24 protein-coding genes and 1 other annotated feature are annotated in these 25,753 nt (G+C 41.6%); all 24 genes read right to left on the bottom strand.

The genetic code is table 11. The annotated features are described in order from the left end of the window. Positions 1 to 45 precede the first annotated feature (45 nt). A complete protein-coding gene (pyrR, locus tag ACIQXU_RS07275) occupies positions 46 to 588 on the bottom strand; it encodes a bifunctional pyr operon transcriptional regulator/uracil phosphoribosyltransferase PyrR (protein ID WP_402868570.1) in 543 nt (180 codons plus the stop codon). Positions 589 to 783: 195 nt separating this feature from the next. Then, entirely contained in the window at positions 784 to 1,701 is a 918-nt protein-coding gene (locus ACIQXU_RS07270; protein WP_402868207.1) for an RluA family pseudouridine synthase, read from the bottom strand. Continuing rightward, positions 1,694 to 2,164 carry a signal peptidase II gene (lspA, locus tag ACIQXU_RS07265; RefSeq protein WP_402868205.1) on the bottom strand — a complete coding sequence of 157 codons (471 nt, stop codon included), beginning with the start codon at positions 2,162 to 2,164 and terminating at the stop codon, positions 1,694 to 1,696. Before lspA ends, ACIQXU_RS07270 begins: the two co-directional genes overlap by 8 nt. Before the next feature lie 208 nt (positions 2,165 to 2,372). Then, positions 2,373 to 5,138 (bottom strand): isoleucine--tRNA ligase, encoded by a 2,766-nt coding sequence (ileS, locus tag ACIQXU_RS07260; RefSeq protein ID WP_402987787.1) that lies wholly within the window; start codon positions 5,136 to 5,138, stop codon positions 2,373 to 2,375. Between the two features lie 89 nt (positions 5,139 to 5,227). Then, positions 5,228 to 5,475, bottom strand: a binding site (T-box leader). 63 nt (positions 5,476 to 5,538) lie between these two features. Beyond that, positions 5,539 to 6,054, bottom strand: a complete 516-nt coding sequence (locus ACIQXU_RS07255; RefSeq protein WP_402868201.1) for a DivIVA domain-containing protein — start codon at positions 6,052 to 6,054, stop codon at positions 5,539 to 5,541. 85 nt (positions 6,055 to 6,139) lie between these two features. Next, positions 6,140 to 6,913 carry a YlmH family RNA-binding protein gene (locus tag ACIQXU_RS07250; RefSeq protein WP_402956214.1) on the bottom strand — a complete coding sequence of 258 codons (774 nt, stop codon included), beginning with the start codon at positions 6,911 to 6,913 and terminating at the stop codon, positions 6,140 to 6,142. Between the two features lie 152 nt (positions 6,914 to 7,065). Then, complete coding sequence (locus ACIQXU_RS07245; RefSeq protein ID WP_402868199.1) at positions 7,066 to 7,332, bottom strand: YggT family protein; 267 nt, start codon at positions 7,330 to 7,332, stop codon at positions 7,066 to 7,068. Positions 7,333 to 7,338: 6 nt separating this feature from the next. Continuing rightward, entirely contained in the window at positions 7,339 to 7,806 is a 468-nt protein-coding gene (locus tag ACIQXU_RS07240; protein WP_402956212.1) for a cell division protein SepF, read from the bottom strand. 15 nt (positions 7,807 to 7,821) lie between these two features. Continuing rightward, a complete protein-coding gene (locus tag ACIQXU_RS07235; protein WP_402868195.1) occupies positions 7,822 to 8,499 on the bottom strand; it encodes a YggS family pyridoxal phosphate-dependent enzyme in 678 nt (225 codons plus the stop codon). Further along, on the bottom strand, positions 8,496 to 9,329 hold the full coding sequence (gene pgeF / locus ACIQXU_RS07230) for a peptidoglycan editing factor PgeF (protein ID WP_402987784.1): 834 nt from the start codon (positions 9,327 to 9,329) through the stop codon (positions 8,496 to 8,498). Before pgeF ends, ACIQXU_RS07235 begins: the two co-directional genes overlap by 4 nt. Positions 9,330 to 9,398: 69 nt before the next feature. Continuing rightward, the gene (locus ACIQXU_RS07225; protein ID WP_402868193.1) at positions 9,399 to 9,668 is read right to left on the bottom strand and encodes a YlmC/YmxH family sporulation protein; all 270 of its coding nucleotides are present in this window, start codon (positions 9,666 to 9,668) and stop codon (positions 9,399 to 9,401) included. Between the two features lie 217 nt (positions 9,669 to 9,885). Further along, complete coding sequence (sigG, locus tag ACIQXU_RS07220; RefSeq protein ID WP_402868568.1) at positions 9,886 to 10,707, bottom strand: RNA polymerase sporulation sigma factor SigG; 822 nt, start codon at positions 10,705 to 10,707, stop codon at positions 9,886 to 9,888. A 109-nt stretch (positions 10,708 to 10,816) separates the two neighbouring features. Continuing rightward, positions 10,817 to 11,536 (bottom strand): RNA polymerase sporulation sigma factor SigE, encoded by a 720-nt coding sequence (gene sigE / locus ACIQXU_RS07215; RefSeq protein WP_230158218.1) that lies wholly within the window; start codon positions 11,534 to 11,536, stop codon positions 10,817 to 10,819. 57 nt (positions 11,537 to 11,593) lie between these two features. Further along, positions 11,594 to 12,520, bottom strand: coding sequence for a sigma-E processing peptidase SpoIIGA (gene spoIIGA / locus ACIQXU_RS07210; RefSeq protein WP_402868189.1), 927 nt, complete (start codon positions 12,518 to 12,520; stop codon positions 11,594 to 11,596). A gap of 491 nt (positions 12,521 to 13,011) precedes the next feature. Further along, positions 13,012 to 14,175: a cell division protein FtsZ gene (gene ftsZ / locus ACIQXU_RS07205; protein WP_402868187.1), complete on the bottom strand. Its 1,164-nt coding sequence runs from the start codon at positions 14,173 to 14,175 to the stop codon at positions 13,012 to 13,014. A gap of 41 nt (positions 14,176 to 14,216) precedes the next feature. Beyond that, positions 14,217 to 15,515 carry a cell division protein FtsA gene (ftsA, locus tag ACIQXU_RS07200; RefSeq protein ID WP_402868185.1) on the bottom strand — a complete coding sequence of 433 codons (1,299 nt, stop codon included), beginning with the start codon at positions 15,513 to 15,515 and terminating at the stop codon, positions 14,217 to 14,219. Positions 15,516 to 15,740: 225 nt separating this feature from the next. Beyond that, positions 15,741 to 15,974 (bottom strand): DUF1290 domain-containing protein, encoded by a 234-nt coding sequence (locus ACIQXU_RS07195; protein ID WP_402868183.1) that lies wholly within the window; start codon positions 15,972 to 15,974, stop codon positions 15,741 to 15,743. 377 nt (positions 15,975 to 16,351) lie between these two features. Continuing rightward, a complete protein-coding gene (locus ACIQXU_RS07190; protein ID WP_402987781.1) occupies positions 16,352 to 17,128 on the bottom strand; it encodes a cell division protein FtsQ/DivIB in 777 nt (258 codons plus the stop codon). A 113-nt stretch (positions 17,129 to 17,241) separates the two neighbouring features. Then, positions 17,242 to 18,153, bottom strand: a complete 912-nt coding sequence (gene murB, locus ACIQXU_RS07185; RefSeq protein ID WP_402956204.1) for a UDP-N-acetylmuramate dehydrogenase — start codon at positions 18,151 to 18,153, stop codon at positions 17,242 to 17,244. A gap of 363 nt (positions 18,154 to 18,516) precedes the next feature. Next, complete coding sequence (gene spoVE / locus ACIQXU_RS07180; RefSeq protein ID WP_402956202.1) at positions 18,517 to 19,623, bottom strand: stage V sporulation protein E; 1,107 nt, start codon at positions 19,621 to 19,623, stop codon at positions 18,517 to 18,519. Positions 19,624 to 19,785: 162 nt separating this feature from the next. Next, on the bottom strand, positions 19,786 to 21,138 hold the full coding sequence (gene murD, locus ACIQXU_RS07175) for a UDP-N-acetylmuramoyl-L-alanine--D-glutamate ligase (protein ID WP_402987778.1): 1,353 nt from the start codon (positions 21,136 to 21,138) through the stop codon (positions 19,786 to 19,788). Between the two features lies 1 nt (position 21,139). After that, a complete protein-coding gene (gene mraY, locus ACIQXU_RS07170) occupies positions 21,140 to 22,117 on the bottom strand; it encodes a phospho-N-acetylmuramoyl-pentapeptide-transferase (RefSeq protein ID WP_402868174.1) in 978 nt (325 codons plus the stop codon). Between the two features lie 75 nt (positions 22,118 to 22,192). Then, a complete protein-coding gene (locus ACIQXU_RS07165; RefSeq protein WP_402987775.1) occupies positions 22,193 to 23,665 on the bottom strand; it encodes a UDP-N-acetylmuramoyl-L-alanyl-D-glutamate--2,6-diaminopimelate ligase in 1,473 nt (490 codons plus the stop codon). Between the two features lie 153 nt (positions 23,666 to 23,818). Next, positions 23,819 to 25,741, bottom strand: a complete 1,923-nt coding sequence (locus ACIQXU_RS07160; RefSeq protein WP_402868170.1) for a stage V sporulation protein D — start codon at positions 25,739 to 25,741, stop codon at positions 23,819 to 23,821. Between the last annotated feature and the right edge of the window lie 12 nt (positions 25,742 to 25,753).

The raw sequence follows: 25,753 nt of genomic DNA, 5'->3' as shown, positions 1-25,753 counted from the left end.
TGCCGGCCTCTCTGGACCGTTTTTAAAAGGGCAATATTTAATTTATCATTTCGCTAGTATGGTGACTTGATCGAGCTCGTCAACTTCCGTTAAAGTGACCGTAATCTTCTCGGATTGTGAAGTTGGAATATTTTTACCGACATAATCGGCACGGATTGGAAGTTCCCTATGGCCTCTATCAACTAATACAGCAAGTTGGATTTGCGAAGGTCTTCCCATATCCACCAAAGCATCCATAGCAGCTCTTACGGTTCTTCCCGTAAATAGTACATCGTCCACTAAGATGATTTTCTTATCAGTTATTGGGACCGGAATGTCCGAGCCTTTTACAACCGGTTCACCATCGTTCGTCTTTTTCGATAAATCATCACGATAAAGCGTTATGTCTAATTCACCTAATTGAATTACTTTATTTTCTATTTCACCGATGCGCTTGGCAAGTCGATCAGCAAGGAAGATCCCCCGGGTCCTAATCCCGATTAAGACACAATCCTCAATCCCTTTATTCTTTTCAATAATCTCATGTGCAATTCTCGTCAAGGCTCTGCTGATGGCCTTTTCATCGAGCACGATTGCTTTCTCATTCAAATGGACCACCTCAATTTCTTTTGAACTGTGAGAGCTCTCCTTCAACAAAAAATCCTCACACCAAGAAGGTGTGAGGATTTTTCTACAAAAGGGTATATGTTCCCCTTTTGCTATCCGTTTCCTTCTCAGTCTCTCTGGACTGTGTTAAAGGTTCTCATTAAGTTAATATAATACTATCTCATAAAAATAGTCTTGTCAAATACTACTTCTACGTAGTTGTTCGATTAGCTCCGTAAATTCTTTAGGAGCTGGCGCTTCAAACTCCATATATTCATTCGTCCGTGGATGAACAAAACCAAGAAGACCTGCGTGTAACGCTTGTCCGTCCAATTTCAACGTCTTTTTAGGACCATATTTAGGATCTCCTGCAAGAGGGAATCCAATATATTTCATATGAACACGGATTTGATGGGTCCGTCCTGTTTCAAGCTGACACTCTACTAATGTAAACGCGGTGAAACGTTCAACCACACGGAAATGAGTTACCGCATTTTTAGAGTTTGAATCCGTAACCGTCATGCTCTGACGGTCTTTTTTATCACGGCCTATCGGGGCATCAACCGTTCCGAAATCATGGGGAATCACTCCATGGACCACAGCTTGATACTTACGGGTTACTGTTTTATCAACAAGTTGCTGAACAAGTTTCTCGTGTGCCATGTCATTTTTCGCAACCATCAATAAACCTGATGTATCCTTATCAATACGGTGGACAATACCTGGACGCATAACGCCATTGATTCCAGAAAGATCCTTACAATGGGCCATCAACCCATTAACAAGAGTACCTGTTACATGCCCCGGTGCAGGGTGGACAACCATACCACTCGGTTTATTGACAACCAGTACGTCTTCATCTTCGTAATAGATATCCAAATCCATTTCTTCAGCGACTGCATCCAACTCCACAAGTTCCGGAATCAGCACTTCAATTTCGTCACCTATGCTACATTTATAATTGGACTTAATGGCAGCCCCGTTCACTAACACATGATCATCTTTGATCCATTGTGCAACTTGAGTGCGTGACCATTCCTCATTTAAAGTAGATAGAGCCTTGTCAATCCTTGTACCTTTTAGTGTTTCGTCGATGCTGTATAGCTTTTTATCCATTATCTTTCTCCTTAGCGTTTTTTTCTTCCAAGAACATGTGAATCACGAGCAGCACGACACCAATCGAAAGGGCGGCATCGGCAATATTAAATACCGGGAAACTATAGCTGAAAATATAAGTATGGACAAAGTCGACTACTTCCTGGCGAGCAACACGGTCAATGAAGTTTCCTATTGCCCCACCTAGCATAAGACCTAGGGAAACTCCAAGCAGACGGCTGTTCTTCGCCATTTTCTGAATATAATAGACGACTCCAATAATGACAGCGATGGTGATGATGTAGAAAAACCACATTTGACCTTGTAGAATTCCCCATGCTGCCCCACGGTTACGATGCGAGGTAATATATAGAAGGTTTTCAATAATTTCAATGCTTTCTCCGTACTCCATTTTTTTCACAATCATCCATTTTGTCAGCTGATCGAAAGCTATGACCAAAAGGGCAATTAAGTAATAAAACACATTTCTTCCCCCAAACTAATCAAATCTTCACTTTTGAATTGTAGCATAAACTAGAAATAATGACTAATACCAAAAGCATTACATCTAGCAGTTGGTGAAGAATATTAGAATAGAAAGGAACTTTATTCCGGTCTTTATTCAAATGCGCTCTCATTTCAAATAAAAAACCGGCTCCCATATTAACTGGGAACCGGTCGTTCTAAAATGATTAATTCGTATAATGCTCTTTCACGACTGTTGCACAGCGTGGGCAAAGTGTTGGATGTTCTTCCACTTGACCTACATCTTGAGAAATATTCCAGCAACGTTCACAAGTTTCTCCTTCTGCTTTAGTTACCAGGATGGCCATATCCTCAAGTTTAACAGCTTCGGATGGGGCACTGGCCACATCGCCCGCGATATCAAATTCGGATACGATGAATAACTGTTCAAAGCTCTCCTCGATACTATCAAGAAGATTCCTTGTCTCTTCGTTTACATAAACGGTCACTTTTGCGTTCAGTGATTTCCCGATTACTTTTTGGTTACGTGCTTCTTCCAATGCTTTCAGGACATTATCACGAACATGCATGAATGCCGTCCATTTTTCCTCAATCGCTTCGGCATTATCCACAGAGATTTCCTCAGGCATCAATGTCAACTGTACACTCTCTTCCGTTACACCCGGAATGAACGTCCATACTTCATCCGCAGTATGAGACAGGATTGGAGACACTAATTTCGTTAAGCTGATTAAGGACTCATAAAGGACAGTTTGGATTGCTAAACGGTCTTTCCCGTTTGGCGCTTCACAATAAAGAATGTCTTTAGCATAATCAAGATAGAACGAACTTAAATCCTGCGTACAGAAATTGTTGACCATATTATAAATGGTAGCAAATTCATAATTTTCATAGCCTTGTTTTGATTGAGTGATCAGCTTATTCAATCTTACTAGCATATATTGATCCACTTCACGCAAATCTTCTACCGCCACTTTATCCGTTTCCGGATTAAAGCCATCCAGATTTCCTAGTAGGAAGCGGAATGTATTACGGATTTTACGATACACTTCGGAAACCTGTTTTAAGATAGGATCTGAAACCCGAACGTCAGATTGATAATCAACAGAAGCAACCCAAAGACGTAAAATATCAGCACCAAGCTGGTTCATAACTTTAGATGGAAGGACCACGTTACCAATAGATTTACTCATTTTACGTCCTTCGCCGTCTAATGCGAACCCATGGCTAAGTACACCTTTATATGGTGCTTTTCCTGTCACGGCAACACCTGTTGAAAGTGATGAGTTGAACCAACCGCGATATTGATCGGACCCTTCAAGATAAAGGTCAGCCGGACGTTGAAGTTCTTCTCTTTCTTCAAGAACCGCTTGATGGGAAGAACCGGAGTCGAACCATACATCCATGATATCCGTTTCTTTAGTGAAGATACCGTTTGGACTTCCTTCATGTGTAAAGCCTTGTGGTAGAAGATCTTTTGCTTCTTTTTCAAACCAGATATTTGAACCGTGCTCACGGAATAATTCTGAAATATGATTGATTGTTTCGTCCGTGATGATTGGTTCGCCATTTTCTGCGTAAAATACTGGAATTGGCACACCCCATGCACGTTGTCGGGAGATACACCAATCTCCTCGGTCACGGACCATATTGAATAGGCGTGTTTCACCCCATGCCGGTACCCATTTCGTTTCTTCGACTGCCTTCAGCAAATCATCACGGAAGTCCTTGATTGAAGCGAACCACTGTGCAGTTGCACGGAAGATCGTCGGCTTCTTCGTCCGCCAGTCATGTGGGAATGAATGTGTGATGAATGTAAGATTCAACAGGGCTCCCACTTCAGTTAATTTTTCGGAAATCGCTTTATTTGCTTTATCATAGAATAATCCAGCAAACTCCCCTGCTTCTTCAGTCATGACACCTTTTTCATCGACTGGGCAAAGAACATCCAAGCCATATTTCTGACCGATGATAAAGTCATCTTCCCCGTGTCCTGGAGCTGTATGAACACAACCTGTTCCAGCTTCAGTCGTTACATGCTCACCTAACATCACTAGTGATTCACGATCATATAGAGGATGTTTCGCTACAGCACGATCCAACTCACTGCCTTTTACCGTTTTCTCGATAGTTGGGTTTTCCCATCCAAGCGTTTCTTTAACAGATTCCAATAAGGCTTCTGCCACTAAGTATTTTTCATTTTCCACTGCAACGACCACATAATTCAATTGTGGATGTAGGGAAATTCCAAGGTTGGCCGGAATCGTCCATGGTGTTGTCGTCCAAATGATGATTTTTACACCTTCATCAATGACACCTTTACCATCAGTCACTTCAAATGCTACATAGATTGAAGCCGAACGTTTATCTTGGTATTCAATCTCCGCTTCAGCAAGAGCCGATTCACTCGAAGGGGACCAGTAAACAGGTTTCTTCCCTTTATAGATATAGCCTTTTTTCGCCATTTCACCAAAAACCTTGATCTGTTGTGCTTCATATTCAGGCTTTAACGTAATATAAGGATTATCCCAATCCCCGCGAACACCAATCCGCTTGAATTGCTCACGTTGATTGTTAATCTGTACGTATGCATATTCTTCACATAGCTTTCTGAATTCAGCGACGCTCATTTCTTTACGGTTCACGCCTTTTTTAGTCAAAGCCGTTTCAATTGGGAGACCGTGCGTATCCCAGCCTGGAACATACGGTGCATGGTAACCGCTCATGGACTTAAAACGGACGATGAAATCTTTTAAAACTTTATTCAAGGCATGACCCATATGGATATCACCGTTTGCATATGGAGGTCCATCATGTAAAATGAATAACGGTCGCCCTTCAGTGTGCTCTTGCACTTTTTTATAGATGTCCATCTCTTTCCACTTTTCCTGAATTTCAGGCTCGCGCTTCGGAAGGTTGCCCCTCATTGGAAATTCAGTTTTAGGCATTAATAAAGTATCTTTATATTCCATTATAAAATTCCTCCATCCATCTATCCATAACTTCATTTGAGTTGATTGACCCGATTCGCAGACAAAATAAAAAGCCTTCTCATCCCTGAAAAAGGGACGAGAAAGCTTTGCTTCCCGCGGTACCACCCTGGTTAGAAAGATTCACAAAACGGCTGAATCCTTTCCTCTCGAGCATTCGTAACGTGAATGATACGCATCGTTTACTTGCTGCATAAGCAGGTTCAATTCAGAACTCAAGGGTGATGTTCAATTCCTTCTCTTATCCCGGGCTTACACCGTCCCCGGGTCGCTACATATAAGGATATGAGGAATTTACTGTCCCTGTCATCGTCTAATGTCATCATGAATAGTATTGTTAAAAAATTATATGCGAAAAAAGTGCTTGAAGTCAAGGAAACGTTTAATTTTCCTCATCTACTCCATCATTTAATTCTATTTCAGATGCATCCACTTCGTATTCAAGCAGATGATCCCAGTCGTCATTATCCAACAAATCGAGCTGTGCTCCGACAAGCATTTTAAAGCGAGTACGGAAAACCTTCGATTGTTTTTTCAAGTCTTCTATATCCATCGCTATTTTTCTTGCTTTCACAAGCGACTCATTGACAATCCGGTCAGCATTCTTTTCTGCTTCCTTGATGATCAGTTTGGCTTCTTTTTGGGCATTGCGCTTTAATTCTTCTGCAGCTTCCTGCGCGACAATGATAGACTTATTAAGCGTGCCCTCGATAGTCGTGAAATGACCTAAACGATCGAACGTCTCGTTCAATTTTTCTTCCATTTCTTTCTTTTCTCTTAGAATCAATTCATAATCTTTAATGACTTGGTCTAGAAATTCGTTAACCTCATCTTCATCATACCCTCGAAATACTTTACTAAATTCCTTGTTATGTATATCTATCGGGGTTAAGGGCATTGTTGCACCTCCAGAACAATTTCTACTCTATTACATTAAAACTCTATATTCGACAAAAAATATGTGAATCCTGCTAACAACTAAATTATTTTTTCCTACCTAATGAGATTCTCCACTTATCCTTTTTCGTTTTCCCATCGATTGAAGTGATTTTACATCGACCGAAACCCCTGATGGATAGAGTATCCCCCTCACGGCATTCTTCAGAAACGCTCTCCGTTTGCTTGAAATTAACCTTGGTTTTCCCCGACGATATCAACGTCTGGGCTTTTTGCCGGGAAATATTCAAAACAGCCGAAAGTACGCTATCAAGCCTTAATGAGCTAACGGTACTGACCTGCTCTTCCCAGTTGTCCTTCACCACAAGGATATCCTCAATCGGAATCCTTTTAATGGTTACGGAAGCATTGCCTATCTTATCCAGGTTTCCCGTAAGGTATGAATCCATTTCCCCTGTTGCAATAAATTGGACTTGCTCCTCTGTCACTATAATATCACCGAATTTTTCACGTTTTACCCCCAGTGACATCAAGGTTCCAAGTATTTGCCTGTGTTCAAGTGTAACAAATTTTTTTGGATAGGAGATATCATATAAGGAGATATTGAAATCAGATGATTCAGGAGAGTAGTAATCAGGATAAATGAGGGCACGTTTCCGTTCAACGAAATCACTCCCGCCGTGAAATTGCAGTAGCACATCCTGTTTGTTTCCTAATAGGGATGTGAGGATTTCCTGCTGACGCGGATCCAGAAAGTCAGAAAGTTTAGGAGCATAAGAATCTCTAACCTGGTCAATCCAATTCATTGCCTGGTCGATAAATTCCTTTTCCTCCGGCCTGAAATGTTGATATATACTCATGTAGAATGCATGCTCCTTACATATGGATAAATGGTTGTACACAAGAATGAATCGTAACTTACACCTTCGTTACTACTACACAGCCAAGAATTCACCTAGCTGTGTAGTTACTGGCCATTCTATTATTTTACGTCTTTAGTATGAACTACAAATCATCCGAATAAGCTTTGTAGATAAAAAATCCCATAATTCTTCGCAAAATTTAAAACCAACAAGGCTACAAGTGGTGATATGTCGATCATGCCGAGTGGTGGGATGAATTTTCTGAACGGTTCTAAATATGGTTCGCAAATTTTTACCAGGAATTGGCCAATCGATGTTTCCCGGGCATTAGGGAACCAAGACATTAATATGTAAACAATTAATGCCATTGAATAAATTTCAACTAAATAATATAAACCTTGAAGCACTAGAGCCATTAACCATTACCACCTCGCTTCTTCGTACTCCTTATCCACTTCAAAACCGGTAATATTACCGGAAACATCAACGTTATCCGGAGTACACAAGAATATGTCTGTACCGATTTTTTGGATATCCCCACTGATTGCATATACAGTGCCGCTTAAAAAGTCGATAATCCGCTTTCCTTGGTCATGCGGGATTCGCTGAAGATTTACAACGACTGCACGACGGTTTTTCAAATGGTCAGCGACATCCTGAGCTTCTGCATAAGCACGAGGCTCCAATAATACTACTTTAGAAGATTTTTGCACGCTTTGCAAACTTACTATATTTTGATTTGGATTATTTCCTGTAGAAGCAGGTGGGGTCTGCTGTTTTGCAGGCTTTACCGCTTTACGCTCCATCTCCTCTTCCTCCACCACTTCGTCCTTATATTCATACTCATCATCCAGCGCGAAATAGGATTTAAACTTTGATACGAATGACATCTTTTACGTACCTCCTTATAATTCTTCGCCTACCAGTGCAGTACCAATCCGAATCATGGTAGAACCTTCCTCGATGGCAATCATAAAATCATTGGACATCCCCATGGATAATTCCGAGCATGGAGCATGAGTCAATTCCGCTTTTTGAATTTCCAGTTGGAGGTTTTTTAATGTACGGAAGCAACCTCGGAGTACCTGTTCGTCCTCTGTAAAAGGTGCCATTGTCATCAACCCAACGACCTTCACCTTGTCAAAAGCCCCTAGTTCTTTAATAAATTCAAGCGTCGACTCTGGATTCAGACCGTGTTTAGACTCTTCACCAGAAACATTGACCTGCACTAAACAGTTTATCGGCTCTTTTGAACGTTTTTGTATTTCTTCTGCCAACGATATACGATCCAAAGAATGAATATAAGCAACTTTATCAATGACATTCTTAACCTTACGTGTCTGCATGGAACCGATATAATGCCAGTTCGGTGTATCCTTCAACACTTCATATTTATTCAATAAACCTTGATCGCGATTTTCACCTAAATCAGTGACACCGGCTTCCAATGCCTCTTTTGCCCTCTCGATGGAAACATATTTTGTAACCCCGATTAATTTGACATCTTCCCGATGCCTGCCACTATTTTTACACGCTTCATTTATTTTTTCTTCGATGTTTTTTAGATTTTCTGCAACTTTCATCGCTTTTCAAGATCCTCCTTCCAACCAATAAAGCTCATCAACCTACCACTTTTCCCATTATCCCGGCGATGGGAAAAAAATAAATCCTCATCACAGCTTGTACAATATGAAGTCACAGCAATCTGCTCCCTCGGGATTCCAGATTTCTCCATGATCATAGCGTTCAGTTCTTTAAGATCTAGTTGATATTGTCCTTCACTAATTAAATTATAGGGCTTCTCGTCATTTTCTTCCAGCAAATTCCGCACTAAATCTATGACTTTATCATCTACAACATAACATTTCGAACAAATAGAGGGCCCAACTACGGCAAATATTTCTGATGGTTTTATACCTTCATGTATCCACGCCTCTACCATATTGTGCGCAATGCCATTAACGGTTCCCTTCCAGCCGGCATGTGCCACCCCAACCATTCCATGTGTAGGAGCATAAAAATATAAAGGCACACAATCCGCATAACAAAGGGTCAGTAGGACATTTTTATCTCTCGTATAAAAACCGTCTGTCGCCCTAAAACCAGAAGGATAATCAGTGGCGCCTTTCCCACAATCCCGAGTCGTTACTTGCTGGATATGAGTTTCATGAGTCTGCTCGGCCCCTACCCAATGATTAAGCGGAAAAGATAGTTTTTCAGCAAGAATTCGGCGGTTTGCCTGTACATCCCCTATCTTGTCCCCAACATGAAAGCCGGTATTCAATGATATAAAGCAGCCAGAACTGACTCCTCCGTTTTTCGTTGTAAAGCCCGCCACAAGCTGGAGATTTTGTTGTCTCCAGCTATCAACAAGCAAATATTGATCTTCGACTAAAACAAAAGGTTCTTTCATGCTTTCATTCCTCTTTATTTTTAGTTTAGTGTATCATAAATATCCCTCTAATACCCTCTAAAGGTACCCCTATAACCGTTCATCTTTCAGCTCTGTTTGAAATATCGTCTGATGTTCGACAAGGATGACATCCGCCCCAATTTTTTTTATTTTTCGCCAAGGAATCACGATATCTTGCTCCCTCCCAAAAAAGCCCATTAGCCTGGTACTATTCGAAACAATGATTGCTTCAATCATTCCCGTCCCCGTATTGATTTCTAAGTCTGTCATATTCCCCAATTTCTTTCCATCTGCTATATTGACGATATCCTTAATTTGAAATTCAGAAATTCTAGTCACGCCATTCAGCTCCTCCTGAAATGTGTTTCTCCAGATAAAAAACCTTTTTTTATGTATATGACTGGTTTTGTTCAAGAATGAAGGAATCGGGAAATAAAGGTCTTTATGCAGTGGCTTGAGCAAACTAAAAAAAAAGCCGCTACGGCTAGGTTGCTGATTGGCGGGCAAGAGAATCATCCCTTACCCGCTTCAGTCAACTGTCACTCGTGCTCAGCTTTTACTGTTGAATGTTTTTATTCATTTGCTTGATTGCCGCTTTTTCCAAGCGGGAGACTTGAGCTTGTGAAATGCCGATTTCCTCGGCTACCTCCATTTGGGTCTTCCCTTGGAAAAATCGTTTACGAAGGATCATTTTTTCACGGTCATTCAACCGTCTCATCCCTTCGTTTATGGCTATCTCATCAATCCAGGTACTATCCTTATTTTTTTCATCACTTAATTGGTCTAGTACATAAATCGGATCCCCGCCATCATTATAAATCGGTTCGAAAAGGGATACTGGATCTTGGATTGCATCTAACGCGAAAACAATTTCTTCGTGCGGTAATCCTAACACTTTGGCGATTTCTTCAGCTGTGGGCTCACGTAAAGTCTGGCTGATAAGTTTTTCCTTAACCTGCAATGCTTTATAAGCAATGTCCCTTAAAGACCGGGAAACACGTATTGGATTATTATCACGAAGATACCTTCTGATTTCTCCAATAATCATTGGTACAGCATACGTTGAAAACTTTACGTTCTGACCCAAGTCAAAATTATCTATCGATTTCATCAACCCTATACAGCCTACCTGAAATAGATCATCTACATATTCTCCCCGATTGTTAAAGCGTTGAATGACGCTCAAAACGAGTCGAAGATTCCCGTTTACCAGTTTCTCTCTTGCTGAAAGCTCGCCACCTTGCAATTCTTTAAAGAGTTTTCTCATTTCATCATTTTTCAAAACCGGTAATTTCGATGTATCCACACCGCAGATTTCAACCTTGTTACGAGACAAAATTCTTCCCTCCTCACAGGAGTGCTGTACAAAAAACAGTATTTCCGCGGGAGGGAAAAATATGCATAGGGTATTTTTGAAAAATCAAAACATCTCTTCATCCAAGCACAAGAAAGTACGGTCTCAAAAGCTTTATACTCGAAATATTTTTTTACACCATTTTATTAAATTCTTTTCTTAGCCGTTTAATAATTCTTTTCTCCAACCTTGAAATATAGGATTGGGAAATCCCGAGCATATCCGCAACATCCTTTTGCGTCTTTTCTTCTCCGCCAGCAAGTCCAAATCGAAGTTCCATTATTTGTTTTTCCCGATCAGAGAGCTGCGTCAGGGCTTTCGTCAGTAGCTTCCGATCCACATTCGCCTCTAGATCCTTAGTGATGATGTCATCATCAGTCCCCAGAACATCTGAGAGCAGGAGTTCATTTCCATCCCAATCGATATTCAAGGGCTCATCAAAAGAAACTTCCGAACGGATTTTATTATTTCTCCTTAAATACATTAATATTTCATTCTCGATGCATCTCGAAGCATATGTAGCAAGTTTGATTTTTTTCTCGGGATTGAATGTATTGACTGCCTTAATCAAGCCAATGGTCCCAATGCTAATTAAATCTTCGATATTGATTCCCGTATTCTCAAATTTCCTTGCAATATAGACGACAAGCCTTAGATTCCTCTCGATTAAGATAGAGCGGGCAGCTTCATCGCCTTTTGGTAACTTATTGATCAATATTGCCTCTTCTTCTTTTGAAAGTGGGGGCGGGAGCGCCTCACTTCCTCCTATATAAAATATTTCGTCCGTCTTCAATCCGAGCTTGAACAAGAGTTTGTACCAAAAATAGGTGAGCCGAAGAATAAATTTCTTCAAAATAATTCTCCCTTCTAAAATAGACGAATTGTGGAGCCAAATTGAAAGAGCAAAATGTTATGAGGCATTTTTCACCGGAATCCCGGTTAACATTTTTGGATGGACGATAGATTGATAGCTATTGTCCGCAGAAAGTTGTTGAAAGGTAAACGACACAAGGCCCTGCTTGACTTGATACTCGTTTTCCCCTTGGGATATTTTAATGAAGTCCGGCTTGATGGCCGTTAGCAATTGATGTTCATGCCCCACCACTTTATATGGAATTACGCGCATACGGCCCGTCCATGTATATTCAGGCTGTTCTTCCTGTCGGACCAGGATGTCCGGATTCTTGAACAATTCAACCATATCCGAAGGGATTCCAGCTTCATCTCCAGAAAGTGAAATGATCATAACAGGCGAACGGGTTATTGGATCATATAATTGATTCCCACTGTCCACAAGCCCCTGAAAAGTCCCTTCAAACTCTGATACTTTCACCGTGACTGACACCAGTTGCTCATGCGTTAGTTTTGTCATCTCCATTTCTTCTAGAGTACGCTTGGAAAATTGCCAGGCAAGCGGGAAGCCAACCATCACAAAAATCCAGCTGACGGGGTCACCAAAACGATTGATTCCGGCATATTGACCAGGGTTTTTGGAAACGATTTGATATTCGAATAGATAGTGAAGGCCAAGGAGGATCCCACCTGATAAAAACGTGACAAAGTATAAAGTGGCTAATGACTTCAGGAAAAGGTTGAATCTGATGAACCCAAAGGTGGCCAGGACCATAAAAAGAGAAAATGCGATTTTCATATAAAATTGGTCAGCCATTGCGTAAAAAGGGGTAAATGCCAATACGATGATTAGAGAACCTATCAGCCCGCCGGCACAAACCCGCCAAAGGGCGACCCGCCGTTTGAGAATGATTGCAGTCCAATATAAGAGGAGGCAGTCAAATAACCAATTCAATAACCAAATCACATCTAAATATAAGGTCAAACACTCACCCCTCCTTTTAGAATCTAACCTTCCACTAGCAAAAAGTATAACGCACCTGATAATAGAAAGTGTGTCACTTTTTGTACAGGAAACTTAAGAGTTTTTCAGTCTTTTTTAGCCTTTTTGTAGAAAAACAGCTATTGATTTTTTCAAGACTGCTTCATACCAGTTACGCTCCCTCATTTAAAGCTGTCGATTTATGGGTTGTAGAAGATAGAATTTCTTTCAGCTTCTCTTCTCAGAGTTCCATTGTTATAAAGGACCATCTCCAAATTCAAGTTGGAAATCCATTATCCATTCCAGCCGCCTTTACGTCCTTTCATGAATTTTATGGATCAGGGCATAGCCCAACGGTTCAAACAGGTGGAGAGCAGCTCTTAGGGCCTTAAAAGTCCATATGGCGATTAACCAGTAATAATCAATCGAAACATCTTTCCGAAAAAAGCAAAAAAAGGGCCGCTCCCATAGGGAACGACCTTTTCTCTTTCAGATTAACGCCTTCTATTACGATTGCGTAGGAAGGTTGGAATATCCAAAGCTTCCTCACCTTGTCCTTGATTATTATTCCTTGTAGGCTGTTCGTTCACTTCTTCTCTCTTCACTTCACGATTTACACTAGGTGTAGGCGCTTGTGTTTGAGGTCTCGTTTGCTGTTGTTGCTGTCCAAGTGTAGAACGACCCGGAGCTCGCATGGACGTTTCAGCTTCGGTAAATCCCGTCGCAATAACTGTAACAACAATTTCGTCCTTTAAGTTTTCATTGATGACAGAACCGAAAATCATATTTACCTCTTGATCAGAAGCGGTGGCCACAATATCGGCTGCCTCTTGGACCTCGAATAAACTTAGGTTCGTTCCACCAGTAATATTCAATAGAACCCCTTGAGCCCCATCGATGGACGTTTCAAGCAACGGACTGGAGATCGCTTTTTTAGCTGCTTCAGCGGCGCGGTTTTCTCCAGAGGAGATCCCGATACCCATCAGGGCCGATCCACGATTTGACATGATGGTCTTAACATCGGCAAAATCCAAATTAATAAGACCAGGAACAGCGATCAAATCTGAAATCCCCTGTACCCCTTGACGAAGGACATTATCCGCTTCACGGAATGCTTCAAGCATAGGTGTGCTTTTATCAACAATTTCAAGAAGTCGGTCATTCGGAATGACGATAAGCGTATCGACCGATTCTTTCATGGAGGCAATGCCACCTTGCGCCTGGGTTGCACGTTTGCGTCCTTCAAACGTGAAAGGACGTGTAACGACACCAACTGTCAGTGCACCAAGATCTTTAGCAATACCCGCGATAACTGGGGCAGCACCCGTACCAGTTCCGCCGCCCATTCCAGCCGTTACGAAAACCATATCAGCGCCTTTTAGCGCTTCTTCGATTTGTTCTTTACTTTCTTCTGCCGCTTTTTTACCTACCTCAGGATTCGCACCAGCACCCAATCCTCTAGTAAGCTTACCGCCGATTTGCATTTTAACTTCTGCTTTTGATAAATTAAGTGCCTGCGCATCAGTATTGACAGAAATAAATTCGACACCTTGTACACCATGTTCGATCATTCTGTTTACCGCATTGTTACCGCCGCCGCCAACACCTATAACCTTTATCGTTGCTAATTGTTCTAAATTAGAATCAAACTCCAACATGACAATCCTCCTATTTTGACGAAATTCCCGATTTTTTGTTTTTATTCAAAAAAGTAACCCAAGATTTTTTTGAATTTCGATTCACCTTTTTCACCTTGTTTTTTAGCCGTGTTCTCTTTATGTTTCTGAGAGGACTTCTGGCTCCGCTGGTCATTATTCTCTTGTGCCTGACCAGCTGGTACAGGAGTTTTATTTGTGGTGTTCTTTTGCATTCTCTCTTTCTTGCACGCATGTTTAATTAGACCGACAGCTGTCGTATATTGCGGTTCTCTGACACCAATATAATTTGGTTCGGCTGTCCTGACACGATTTTGGAATACATACTGAGCAAGTTCCAGTACTCCTGGCATCTTAACGGCCCCACCGGTCAATACGAACCCTCCCGGTACTTCCTGAAAACCAAGTCTTCTCAAATCATCTTGTATTAACTCGAAAATTTCGGTCAACCTCGCCTCAATTATATCTGAGAGCATCAGCTGGTTACATGGTTGTTGCTGGTCGCTGCCGATGATTGGTATCTGGAATACTTCGTCTTCTGACGCATCATCATAAAAGGCATGGCCATGCTTAATTTTAATTTTTTCAGCTTCCTCCATGGTAGTCCTTAGTACAATGGAGAGATCCTTTGTAAGCGTCTCCCCGCCTATAGGAATCACGGAAGTATATTGTAGATAGCCTTGCTCGAAAATCGCTAGAGTGGTAGAACCTCCCCCAATATCGACAAGCGCTACTCCAAGTTCCTTTTCATCCTTCGATAAAACCAGCCCACCTGCTGCCAATGGCTGAAGGGCAATATCCGTTATTTCTAACCCTGCTCGTTCCACACACCGCAAGGAATTATGTAAAATTGTCCGCAGACCTGTTATTAATATGCCTCTCATTTCCAGACGGACGCCAATCATGCCCCTTGGATCGCTAATTTCATCCAACTCATCAACTTTATAATGAATCGGCACCACATCGATAATTTCCCGGTCCGATGGTATGGTAATTAACTCAGCGGCTTCTCTAACACGGAATACATCGTGTTCATTAATCTCTTTATTTTCACTAGATACGGCTACTACCCCATGGCAAGGCTGAAGCGTTACGTGGTTCCCGCTGATACCGACGATCACTTTTTTGATTTCCATTCCTATCATTCGTTCAGCTTGCTCTACGGCCTTTTGAATGGATTGGACTGTTTCATCTATATCGACGATGGAGCCTTTCTTTAGCCCTTCTGATTTTACATTTCCTACGCCTATGATATTTAATGTGTCATTGACCATTTCCCCAATGATTACTTTTACACTGGATGTACCGATGTCAAGACTTACGTAGATTTCGTTGCTGTTCATTCCATGGCACCTCCTTCAGTTTATACATATATTAGTAGAATAGCATTATCCTATCAAAAGACCTATTCATTTTAGAATAACAGACCTAATTACAACTCGCTAATATTATAATAAAGTGTCATCTCGTATTATTAAGAGAAAACTCGTAGGTTTACAATCTTTATAATAGTTATCGTTCGTCTCTTGGTATCTAAATGTCTTACCTAAACTTAATACTGACTTAATCTATTCGGCATTTATACCGCAATTCCCTCTAATAATATAGATTTTTTCCATTTTTTTCAGAAAAAAATCTCTTATCCAACTGTGCCCTTTGAATTTCACCCGTATTTTGAAAGTTTCACACGTAAATACAAAGATTCCAGCTAAATACAAGTCTACACCAAGATGTACACCTAGAAAAGTCAAACTTGCAGATAAAACTATTATTAAATAAGAATACAACGGCCAATACCACATCTTCACGGGAAGTTTGAAACGTCCCCGCAACTCCCCACATTAAAAATTCCGCATGCAACAAAGACTACAAAAATGAATATCAGGTCCAACTAAAATCCATGGATTTTAGCACTCAAGAGAATCAACCAGTTGGGGCATGGTCCCCTATCCCATTAAAGGCGGAGAAGGACCCATATATGTATAGTTCTTGGAGTCTCATTTTTACTGGCACTATCAGCAAAATCACTGCAGACCCACATTATCCACTTCCATTTTTAGCTAAAAACGTATTACATTCGGTCATCCTGTACTTGCCTTTTCTATGTTGGTCAAACACTTATTCTTTTCCGAAAATGTACGCTAACTTTAGTTCAATCATTGTTGTTAAAGCAACGGATTCACTCCGGCTCGTCTTCCTTTTGTTCAGACTCATCAAAGGCTTTAAAGTAGGAACCGACCTCTAGATCGATGACTCCCTTTACCTCGGGATCCAATTGGCTGATAATGGATGGATAGTGTATCATTTTCTCAGATAGAGTACGACTTGTCGCACTAACTTCAAATCCATCATTCATGTACATAACAATATGGTATTTATCCGTTTTAGTCGGGTCATGGTGAATCTCGGAAATAGCATTTTGTATGGCCACAGGAAGCTTGTCCAGTTCCTCCAAAAGTAACTTTAATGCTTTACCCTCTTTGAAACCAATTAAAACAGGGGCAAATACTGGATTTTCACCACTCTCTAACTCTTTTAGGATGTCACCGTTTTCCAATATCGGAGCAAATTTACCATTCATGGATAAATAGGCAATTCTAGTATGCTCAGAAACCGTTATTTTAACGGAATTAGGAAAAACAGGTACAACACTGGCACTTTTTATATCCGGATTTTTTTTTATGTTGGCGGCAGTCTCTCCCGTGTCAACTTTCCAGATGCTTCGGTCTTTCTTGATGTTACTTAATTTAATAATTTGCTTAGAAGTAATATACTGGTTTCCCTCTACCTTTATGGACTTCACATAGCTTAGCGGGGATAAAAAATATAATACACAAGCAACCAAAATGAAGAAAAGGGAAAGCAAAAGAACAAGTCGTCTATTTGCTTTGCTCTTTCTAATTTGCTTTAGCTTAGGAATGCGGTCCTCAATGGAAACGATTTTCCCCTTTTCCACCTATTTCACCTCTTCCTAAAATGGATGATTGGTGACACTCACCAAAAAATAAGAAATAGAATTTTTCAAGTAACACATTATACCACAATATTTGGATATAAAGAATGAATATCCTATTGTTTTCTCCCGATGATTTCTACTTCTGTTTCCAATTCAATTTCATACTTGCTATATACCGTATCCTTCGCGTGTTGAATCAGAGCTTCCACGTCTGCCGCACTTCCATTACCAGTGTTGACGATGAAGTTTCCATGCATAGGGGAAATTTGGGCCCCGCCTATCGAATGCCCCTTAAGGCCAGCATCCTCCACTAACCTTCCTGCATGTCTTGGCAGTGGATTCCTGAAAATGCTTCCAGCACATGGCAAGTTATATGGTTGGGTATCTTTACGATAGTTTTTGTTATTCTGCATTCTCTCGACGATTTCACTTCGGTTACCCTCTTCTAATTGAAAGATGGCCTCCAGCACGATACCAGGTTTTTTCTTTTGAAGGAGAGATGTTCGATACGAAAACTCCATTTCCTCCTTAGAAAGCCAAGCCAAGGTTCCATCTTCAAATAGGACATGCACTTGCTTAAGGATGGCACTCATATCCGAATCGTGTGCACCTGCATTCATATACACAGCACCACCAACGGAACCTGGAATTCCACTGGCAAACTCCAGCCCGGCATATCCCTTTTTACTAATCTTCACTGATAAACTTACAAGGGAAACACCAGCTCCAGCCTTCACTTCCGTCCCATTGATTTCAAGATGATCCAGACCTTTACCTAACTTCAGTACCACACCTTCGATTCCATCATCGCTGACAAGGAGGTTTGAACCTCTTCCTATTGCTCTCCATGGCAAATTATTATCTTTGATGACCTTCATCGCTTTTTCAATATTTTCAATGGAGGATGGCTCGATGAATAGATCCGCGGGTCCACCAATTTTCATTGTCGTATGATTAGCAAGTGGCTCATGTTCCAGTATCTTGCCGATTTGCATGTCGGTTAATTGTTGTATCGCTTTATCCATGATTAACCTCCTTGTGCACCTAGATTTTAACATTATAAGTTTCATTTCCCCACCGTAATGAGGCCTCTAATTATGCAATATCAAAAACACTATTTTGTTTAACTTGAAAATGAGCAAGAGTAAGCGCCTCTTCGGTCGAACCCTCTTATACTATAGTCTAAACAAGGCCGTATTGCCAATATTTATTGTAGATATCCCCACATTCCTCTTTGGTAATATTTAAGCACCATTTCATTTTTTTCAAAATCTTCTCATACGGGGCCGGGCAAATCACCGGCAACCATTCCAATCCATCCATTCCACCAAAAAAGAAGCCCGATTTTATGACGGGCTTCCTCTTTAAGAAATGTATATCATCTTGCTTTAAAACCTTGAATACCGACTGATATTCAGCAGTACGCCAATGGCCATCAACATGAGTGTCAGGGAGGAGCCACCATAACTTAATAGCGGCAAGGTGATACCGGTAACCGGCATTAAACCAGTGACCACGCCAATATTGATCATGACTTGAATAGCTACCATTGCAATGATCCCGACCGCTACCAGGCTACCGTATAAGTCTGGCGCACCAAGGGCGATTCGTATCCCACGCCATAGCATGAGAGCGAATAATAAAATCACAAGTGAACCTCCAATGAACCCTAATTCTTCAGATAGTATCGCGAATATAAAGTCGGTTTGCGGTTCTGGTAAATAGAAAAACTTTTGACGACTTTGTCCTAATCCGAGGCCGAACAACCCACCGGGGCCGATTGCATAAAACGACTGGATCATTTGAAATCCACTTCCGAGCGGGTCTTCCCAAGGATCGAGGAAGGAGGTAATCCGTTTTATCCTATATGGGGCCGATAAAATAAGGCCGACAAAACCAGCTACTCCGAGTAGGGCTAGGCCAACAAAATGGCTGATTCTCGCACCTGAAATAAAAATCATCACGATACATGTTCCAACCATCACTGTTCCTGTACCGAGATCAGGCTGTAACATGATAAGCCCAAATGCTAAAAATACAATGCCCAACGATGGCATCATCCCTTTTTTAAAGGAAGTGATCAGTTTTTGTCTTTCCGATAAGAACTTAGCTAAAAAAGCAATCATCGCTAACTTCATGAATTCGGACGGCTGTACGGAGAAAGCTCCCACGCCAATCCAACTCCGGGACCCGTTTCTTGCCATCCCGATACCTGGTACCAAAACGGCCACCAGTAAGATGAAGCAGATAATAATTAGCAATTTGGCCCAAGTACGCCATGTCCAGTAATCGACATTCATGATAAAAAACATGGCTACGACACCTACACAGGCAAACAGCAACTGTCTTTTAGCAAAATAAAAGGAGTCATCGAATTTATAGTCTGCCCAAATTGCACTGGCGCTGTAAACCATAACTAAACCTATTGTCAAAAGGCTTAAGGTGACGATAATGAGAATAAGATCAGGATTGGATTTTTTTAATGGCACGGACATCCACCTCTAGGAAGTTTTTCGAGCCTGTACGAATATAAAACACTACCTGATATGCCACTTTTTTAGCGGCACTTAAGTCAAAAAAAAGCGATAACGGCTCATTATCGCTTTTTTTTCAAGGTGTCAACGTAGAAGCAGGTTCACTTCCTTCTGCGAAAGCTCTTACTTAAGTTTATGCACAGCCTCCATAAACATGTCTCCTCTTTGTTCAAAAGTTTTATATTGATCCCAGCTTGCACAAGCAGGAGAGAGGAGGATGCAGTCGCCTTCATTCGATAAATCAAAAGCAACAGGTACGGCCTTTACTACATTATCGACACGTTTGATATGGGTTATTCCTAATTCTTTAGCTATCCGTTCAATTTTTTCTGCCGTTTCACCAAATGTGATGACCGCTTTGACGTGTTTCATAGCCGGTTTCAACTCGTCGAATTCATTACCTCGGTCCAATCCGCCAGCCAACAAAATAACCGGTTCAGTGAATGAAGTAAGCGCCTTGGATGCTGCAAGGATATTCGTCGCTTTGGAGTCATTATAGAATTTACGTTTTTCAATCGTTGCAACATATTGCAGACGGTGCTCCACACCGCCGAAAGTCGTCAAAACGGTATGAATGGCCTCATTAGACACACCCTTCAACTTCACTGCAGAAATAGCCGCCAGCACATTTTCCAAGTTGTGTTTTCCCGGGAGGGCAATATCCGAAACGGCAATCACTTTTTCACCGCGAAAATACACGGCTCCGTCTTCTACATAGGCCCCATTCTCATGCTTCACTTCTGTAGAAAATGGTACAAGTTCTGCCTTCGTCTTCTTGGTCATGTTTTTAACATCCACTTGATCTGCATTGAAAATCATGAAATCAGAAGCCGTTTGATTTCTTGCAATCGCCGCTTTCGCCTCAGCATATTCTTGTTTGGAACTATGATAATCCAAATGGGCATCATACAAATTCGTCACGATTGAGATTTCTGGCCGGAACTCTTCAATTCCCATCAATTGGAAGGATGACAATTCAATGACGATCGTATCTGCAGCTGTTGCCTTTTCAGCAACACCGGATGCTACCGTTCCAATATTTCCAGCAATAAGTGGTGACTTCTTACCAGCTTGCATCATTTCGAATATTAACGTAGTAGTGGTCGTTTTCCCATTTGTACCCGTGATTCCCAAAAATGGTGCTTCACTTATTTGGTAAGCGAGTTCTACCTCTGTGATGACCGGAATGCCTTTCTCCATTGCACCCTTAACAAGCGGGTTGCTATAAGGAATGCCTGGGTTCTTCACAATGAATTCGAATCCCTCATCCAATAGCTCAATCGGGTGGCTGCCACAAATGACTTTTATCCCTTGTTCAAGAAGCCCTTGTGCTTCCGGATTTTCCGATAGTGGCTTCATATCATTGACTGTTACGAACGCACCTAATTTATGTAGAAGCGAAGCTGCCGTGACTCCGCTTTTTGCCAAACCTAATACCAAAACTTTTTTCTCTGAGTATTTTTCTGTCTCTTTCAATTTATATCCACACCTCTAAATAGATTCCGAGTACCGCACACAATAATCCAACTGTCCAAAACGTCACGACCACGCGCCATTCAGACCAGCCAGAAAGCTCATAATGATGATGAAGCGGGCTCATTTTAAAAATACGCTTACCTCTAAGCTTAAACGATCCTACTTGTAAAATGACGGATAGAGTTTCAATGACGAAGACTCCACCAATAATGACCAACAGCAATTCAAGTTTGGTTAATAGAGCAATCGTAGCAATCGCTCCCCCTAAGGCTAGCGATCCTGTATCCCCCATAAACACCTTTGCTGGGTGGGCATTAAAGACTAGAAAGCCTAAGACTGCGCCGACGATTGCCACTGAGAATATCGCCACGTCGTATTGTGACTGGCTCCAAGCAAGTATGGCAAAAGCACCGAAAGCAATCGCGGACGTTCCTGAAACGAGACCATCCAATCCATCAGTCAAATTGACGGCATTAGAAAAACCTACCAACCAGAAAATCACGATAATTAGGTACGCCCAACCAAAATTAATGGAAAAATCAGTACCTGGAATCGTCAATTCAGGGTTGAAGCCGTCAGTCTGTTTGAAAACGAAGTAAAAAATGACGGATATCACGATTTGGCCTAGAAGTTTTTGCTTTGAAGTCAAGCCTAGGTTCCGTTTCATGACGACTTTGATAAAATCATCCAAGAACCCTAGTAAACCAAATCCTAAGGTAACGAATAATAATAAGTACGTTTCAGTGGATGGTTCTGAAAATTTAAATGTCATAACTAATGTGGCGATGGTGACTGATAATAGAATCACCAATCCGCCCATAGTAGGCGTTCCTGTCTTCTTTAGATGGGATTGTGGGCCTTCCTCCCTGATACTTTGCCCAAATTTCAGCCTTCTTAAAAACGGTATGAAGATTGGTGATAGAAGAACCGTTACTAAAAATGCCATCAAAATTGTATAAAAAATTACTTGTTCCAACATTCCTACTCCCTCATTCCTAACACAATTCAAATATACATTATCCTTGTTGCTATTTCTTTGTTTGGCGGGCGTGAATTAATTTGCACCCAATTTTGTTTGAATTGCTTTTTCTGCTTCTTCACGATCATCAAAGTGAAGGATGGCATCTCCGACCAATTGGTAAGTTTCATGCCCTTTTCCTGCAATTAAAATGACGTCTCCCGCTTCGGCTTTTGAAACGGCATACTCAATCGCTTCTCTTCGGTCCACTATCACCGTATATTCTTCTCCTTCAACTCCCGCTTCCATATCACGAAGGATTTGCAATGCATCCTCGCTGCGCGGATTGTCGGAAGTGAATATAGGGTCAGTTGCCAATCTGCAGGCAATCGCTGCCATGATGGGCCGTTTTGTCTTATCCCGATCCCCACCACAACCTACAATCACGAAAATTTTACTTTTTGCAAACTCCCCTACGGTCTTCAAGACATTTTCAAGACTATCTGGTGTATGCGCATAATCAACTATGACGGGGAAATCCTGATTCGCCATAATAAGCTCAAAACGACCAGTAACACCCTTTATTGATTCAATTGATGCTATGGTCTCATCTAGATTAATTCCCCCACACAAAGCCGCGCCAATGGCAGCAAGGACGTTATAAACGCTGAATTTCCCAATTAACTGCAACTTAACGTTACGTATATCCCTGCCAGCTGTTAAAGTGAAAGTCGTGCCTTGAGCGCCAATCTGTATATCACTCGCCCTAATGTCAGCATCTTTATCAATTCCGTATGTAACAACTGTAGCGGCAGTCGCCTTAATAAAATCGGCTGTTGCTTCATCATCCGCATTTAGGACTGCATATTTAGGGCGATTTTCCAATTGCGCATTGCCCAGCTGGGAAAATAACAATGATTTCGCATGTTTATATCGCTCCATCGTTTTATGGAAATCTAAATGATCTTGCGTTAAGTTAGTGAATACTGCTATATCAAAGTCACATCCATGAACACGGCCAAGTTCAAGAGCATGCGAAGAGACCTCCATGATGGCCGTTGAGACACCAGCTTCAGCCATATCATGAAAAGCCTTCTGAAGCGTGACACTGTCTGGCGTCGTATTCTTCGTTTCAAATACTTTATCGACGATTTTTGTATACATCGTACCGATCAAGCCCGTTTTTTTCTTTTGATCTTCGTAAATCTTTTCAAGCAAATGGCTTGTGGTCGTTTTTCCGTTCGTACCGGTGATTCCTATCAGGTTCATCCTTTGGGTTGGGTGACCGTAAAATGCATCAGCGAGAACGGCCATGGCCCTACTTGAGTCACGGACAACAATCACAGGTACATTTAAGTTAAGCTGTCGTTCAGCAATGACAGCTGCAGCGCCATTTTCTACGGCTGATTGGGCAAAATCATGACCATCCACTGTATAACCTTTTATGCAAACGAATAAACTTCCGTCTTTAACTTTACGGTTATCATTTTCAATGGAGGTAATCTCCGGATTTTCTCCTTCATGCGCATCCAAGGAGTGTAAATAAGTTAGTAATGCGTGAAGCTTCATTTTTCCATCCCTCTCAACTTAATTTGAGGATTAATTATATGTGATTAGTTTTGGCTTGTCGAGAAACCAGCTTTTATTATACGGGGTTTAATCGACTCCGTAAACAAAGCGGCTGATTTTTTTCAGCCGCTTTTCACTATTCTTATTTTATACTTATTCTGTTTGTTCGCCAAGATAAATTCTAATTGTTGAACCTTCTTTTAATTTCACTCCTGCATCAGGAGCTTGTTTTATGACTTTATCCCCCTTACCGGCCATGTCTATCTTAAGGTCCAGAAGTTGGGTTTGTAACTCTTTTTTGCTCATTCCAACAACATTTGGTACCTCGATCATCACCGGATCGGTCCAGACTTTTTCTTTTTCAATCTGGTTTTTCCTCGGTTTGACACCCATCGCCCTTAGTGAATCCTCCATGATGTTCCCAACAATCGGGGCAGCGACCACACCACCAAATTGAACGGTCCCTTTCGGATTATCCACAGCGATATACACGACGATTTGGGGATCATCCGCTGGGGCGACACCAATAAATGAGAGTATATAATTATTGTCTAAATATCTCCCGTTCTCGGCTTTTTGGGCTGTTCCTGTTTTCCCCCCGACCCGATACGATTCCACGAAAGCTCCCTTACCGCTTCCTTTTGCCACAACGGATTCAAGTGCTTCCCGAACTTTCTTCGAGGTTTCTTCGGAAATCACCTTTTTTTTTGCCTGTGGGGTTTTCCGCATGACCACTTCCCCCGTTTTCGGGTCGACCAATTCTTTTGCAATATAAGGGGTATATAGTGTCCCTCCATTCACAGCTGCCGATACAGCCGTGACCTGCTGGATGGGCGTGACGGCAACACCTTGTCCAAAAGCCGTGGTTGCCTGTTCAACGGGACCAACACGATCCATATTGAACATGATCCCCCTACCTTCCCCAGATAAATCAATGCCCGTTTTTTGACCGAAACCAAAATCATTTATATATTGGAACAATTTATCTTTACCAAGCCGGTTCCCTAGCTCAACGAAACCCGGGTTGCATGAGTTTTCTACGACTTCCAGAAAAGTTTGGTCACCATGACCTCCGCTTTTCCAGCAATGCAATGTAGAACCTGCAACCTCCACATGGCCGGGATCATAAAAATGGTCGTTTTGTAGATTCACCTTTCCTTCCTCTAGAGCAGCGGCAAGGGTGATGATTTTAAAAGTTGAACCTGGCTCATAAATGCTCCATACCGGCAAGTTACGGTTATATACTTCTGCAGGTACATCTTGGAATTTCGCTGGATCGAAGGTGGGCCTGCTTGACATGGCCAGTATTTCGCCCGTCTTCGGATCCATTGCAATGGCTATGAGTCCATCTGGATCATAAGTGGCCTCCGCATTATCCAGTTCCCGTTCCACAATGGTCTGAATTCGGCTATCAATCGTCAGTTTCAAATTATCTCCGTCTACTGGAGCCTTGAAATCATCCGCCATATTCTCAAGTCTTTTCCCTTTTGCATCCGAATAAAATTTCACAAACCCTCTTTCTCCATTAAGTTCCTTATCATACGATAGTTCGATTCCCATCAATCCCTGGTTATCCGAGCCTGTGAACCCCAGTACATGTGATAAGTACTCACCGAATGGGTAATGCCGCTTGGAGTCTTCCGCGATATATATACCTTTTATGCCGAGGGCCTTGATTTCCTTTGCCTTTTCATGAGAAATTTTCCTTCCCTCGGGAATCCTGGCGCTCATCGCCGGTTTGGTTAACCATTCAAAGGCTTTCTCCTTCGTGATATTCAATATGGAAGCTAGCTGTTCAGAGGTTTCACTTGGATTCTCTATTTGTCGTGGGATGACATATACTGTCGGTGCTGAGATGTTCGTTGCCAACTCGACTCCATTTCGATCCAATATTTCACCACGTTTGGCTTCAAAGGGGATATTCCTACTCCACGAATCCTTAGCTAAGCTTGTCAAATCATTTCCTAGATAAAACTGAACGATCCCTAGGCGAATGTCAATGATAAAAAAGACGACTAATCCTATTGCCAATGCGATTGCGAGCCGTTTTCGGACGGTAACATTTGAAACACGCAAAAACAGGCACCT

The sequence above is a fragment of the Peribacillus sp. NPDC097284 genome (assembly GCF_044761765.1).
GTDB lineage: Bacteria > Bacillota > Bacilli > Bacillales > DSM-1321 > Peribacillus.
Note: the sequence above shows the minus strand (reverse complement) of the source record. Positions and strands in the feature narration are given on the sequence as shown.